We start from the raw sequence: 2,492 nt of genomic DNA, 5'->3' as shown, positions 1-2,492 counted from the left end.
CTGCGGCCTGGAACACCAGCTCCATGAACGGCAGCTCGAACAGGCCTTCGACCTCGGCCAGCGTCCAGTCGTGACGCGGCTCTGCGGGATCGAGCATCATGCGCGCAGCTCCAGCACCGAGAGCGCCGGCCAGGGCGCGGTCTGGCGATGGACGAGCAGGGCGCTGAGCGCGGCCTCTGCCTCGCGGCGTTCCTGCTCCAGCACCTTCAGGCGCTCGGAGAGGCGCGAGACCGCATAGTCGATGTGCGCGCTGTGGTCGCCGCCGGCGTCCTGGCGGCTGAGAATGCTGGCGATGTCGTCGAGCGACAGGCCGGCGCGCCGGAACTCGGCGATGGCGCCCAGGCGAGCCAGGGCGTCCTGGTCGTAGCGGCGGCGGTTGAGATGGTCGCGCCGGGCGCGGACCAAGCCCAGCTCCTCATAGTAGCGGATCGCCCGGGCCGTCAGGTCGAGACGGCGCATCACCTCGCCGAGCGGGATGCTCTCGGCGTCGCTGGGGGATTTCATCTGCATCACGCGAACTCCACGAGGACTTCGTCGGCGGCCACAGAGTCGCCGGCCTTGGGACCGACCGTCTTGACCACGCCCTCGCGCTCGGCCCGGATGATGTTCTGCATCTTCATGGCTTCGACGACGGCGACGGCCTGTCCGGCCTGGACAGTCTGGCCCGGTTCGACGTCGAGGCTGACGACGAGCCCGGGCATGGGCGAGAGGATCATCTTCGAGGTGTCGGCCGCCTTCTTGGGCGGCAGCTTCTGGTGCAGCTCGGCCGAGCGCGGCGTCAGCACCAGCACGTGGGCGAGGGCGGCGCGGTGGCGGATCTGGAAGCCTTCCGCCGCCGGCCTGACGCTGGCGGTGAATGGGCGGCCGTCCAGCTTGGCCTTGAACAGCGGCAAACCCGGACGCCAGTTGATCTCGGTGAGCTGGACGGTACGGCCGTCCTCGAAGGTGAGGGAGACATGGTCGCCGCCGTTGGCGACCCGGACCTTGCGATGGTCCTCGCCGGCGACCACCACCCATTCGTCCCGCACCAGTTGCGGGGCCGAGCGGGCGGTCAGGCGGCGATGCATGGCGCAGGCCGTGGCGGCCATCAGGTCGCGCTGCGCGGCGGTCGGCTCGACGCCGCGGAAGCCGTCAGGGAACTCGTCCTTGATGTAGTTGGTCGAGAGCTTGCCGGAGACGAAGCGCTCCTGGTCCATGACCGCGGCCAGGAACGGGATGTTCTGACCCAGGCCTTCGATGTGGAAGTCCTCGAGCGCGCGGCCCATCGCGGCGATGGCGCCCTTGCGGTCTGGGCCCCAGGTCGAGAGCTTGGAGATCATCGGGTCGTAGAACATCGAGATCTCGTCGCCTTCGCGTACGCCCGCATCGTTGCGGACCTTGGCGGCGCCGGCGTCGCCTTCGTGCGGCGGCGAATAGCGGACCAGGCGGCCGATCGACGGCAGGAAGCCGCGATAGGGGTCCTCGGCGTAGATCCGGCTCTCGATGGCCCAGCCGTTGATGGCGAGGTCCGACTGCTGGAAGGCCAGCTTCTCGCCGTAGGCGACGCGGATCATCTGCTCGACCAGATCGACGCCGGTGATCAGTTCGGTGACCGGGTGCTCGACCTGCAGGCGGGTGTTCATCTCCAGGAAGAAGAAGCTCTTGTCCTGGCCGGCGACGAACTCGACGGTGCCGGCGCTGTCGTAGTTCACGGCCTGGGCCAGGGCGACAGCCTGCGCGCCCATGGCCGCGCGGGTGGCTTCGTCCAGCAGCGGGGAGGGAGCCTCCTCGATGACCTTCTGATTGCGGCGCTGGATCGAGCATTCGCGCTCGAACAGGTGGACCACATTGCCGTGCTTGTCGCCCAGCACCTGGATCTCGATGTGGCGCGGGCTTTCGATGAACTTCTCGATGAAGATCCGGTCGTCGCCGAAGCTGGCCTTGGCCTCGGCGCGGACGGCCGGGAAGCCTTCTTCGACGTCCTTCTCGTTCCAGGCGACGCGGATGCCCTTGCCACCGCCGCCGGCGCTGGCCTTGATCATCACCGGATAGCCGATCTCGCCGGCGATCTTCAGGGCGTGGGCGACGTCGTCGATCTCGCCGACGTGGCCCGGTACGGTGGAGACGCCGGCCTTGGCGGCGAACTTCTTGCTCTCGATCTTGTCGCCCATGGCCTCGATGGCCTTGGGGTTGGGACCGATGAAGACGAGGCCCTCGTCGGCCAGCCGCTTGGCGAAGCCGGCGTTCTCAGAGAGGAAGCCGAAGCCGGGGTGAACGGCCTGGGCGCCGGTGGCGCGGCAGGCGGCGACGATCTTGTCGGCGACCAGATAGCTCTCGGCGGCGGGCGAGCCGCCGATGAAGACGCTCTCGTCGGCCATCTCGACGGCCATCGAGTCGGCGTCGGCCTCGGAGTAGACGACCACCGTGGCGATGCCCATCCGGCGGCAGGTCTTGATGATGCGAACCGCGATCTCGCCGCGGTTGGCGATCAGGATTTTCGTGAACATTAAGCG

Annotated in this window: 3 protein-coding genes; all 3 read right to left on the bottom strand. The window is 68.4% G+C overall.

What is annotated here, in order from left to right:
• A partial coding sequence (locus tag C0481_RS21765) for a hypothetical protein (protein ID WP_293407835.1) occupies positions 1-100 on the bottom strand: 100 nt, incomplete at its 3' end.
• Complete coding sequence (locus C0481_RS21760; RefSeq protein WP_293407833.1) at positions 97-510, bottom strand: MerR family transcriptional regulator; 414 nt, start codon at positions 508-510, stop codon at positions 97-99. The genes C0481_RS21760 and C0481_RS21765, both read right to left, overlap by 4 nt.
• On the bottom strand, positions 510-2,486 hold the full coding sequence (locus C0481_RS21755) for an acetyl/propionyl/methylcrotonyl-CoA carboxylase subunit alpha (RefSeq protein ID WP_293407834.1): 1,977 nt from the start codon (positions 2,484-2,486) through the stop codon (positions 510-512). The genes C0481_RS21760 and C0481_RS21755 overlap by 1 nt, the downstream gene beginning before the upstream one ends.
• Positions 2,487-2,492: the final 6 nt, after the last annotated feature.

The organism is Phenylobacterium sp. (genome assembly GCF_013822795.1).
In the GTDB taxonomy this organism is placed as follows: Bacteria; Pseudomonadota; Alphaproteobacteria; order Caulobacterales; family Caulobacteraceae; genus Phenylobacterium.
Note: the sequence above shows the minus strand (reverse complement) of the source record. Positions and strands in the feature narration are given on the sequence as shown.

Excerpts from the sequence above, each read along its gene's own strand:
- C0481_RS21760 (WP_293407833.1), bottom strand. The coding sequence starts at position 510 with ATGCAGATGAAATCCCCCAGCGACGCCGAGAGCATCCCGCTCGGCGAG.
- C0481_RS21755 (WP_293407834.1), bottom strand. The coding sequence starts at position 2,486 with ATGTTCACGAAAATCCTGATCGCCAACCGCGGCGAGATCGCGGTTCGC.